General features: G+C 47.7%; 1 protein-coding gene. It reads left to right on the top strand.

Annotated features, from left to right (window positions below; genetic code table 11):
* Positions 1–279: hypothetical protein (locus AAEY79_RS14640; protein ID WP_352289043.1), on the top strand; the 279-nt coding region annotated here is incomplete at both ends.

Here is a 279-nt window from a genome sequence, read left to right on the forward strand (position 1 = left end):
GTATTATCTACCACCGACGCTTATAGACAATTTAGGTTGTTGCTTAGGCGGGGTAATTAATCTCACGCCCGTTGAGCTGGCGTGTCAGTTAGGACAGACTGTATTTGCAGAGACCAAGGCAGGTTATGATTCATGGCTGGCGGCACCAGCGATTCAGCGCGTTTTTGGTTTTGACCCCAATGAGCGTTTGGCACAAGTGCATGGTTATCAGCCAATGGAAACGTCATCACTTGTGGAGTCAGAAAGAAATAGCCGTCAATTGCATTGGTTACCCTTTGC

The sequence above is a fragment of the Psychrobacter sp. GW64-MNA-CIBAN-0177 genome (assembly GCF_040309585.1).
GTDB classification, from domain to species: domain Bacteria; phylum Pseudomonadota; class Gammaproteobacteria; order Pseudomonadales; family Moraxellaceae; genus Psychrobacter; species Psychrobacter okhotskensis.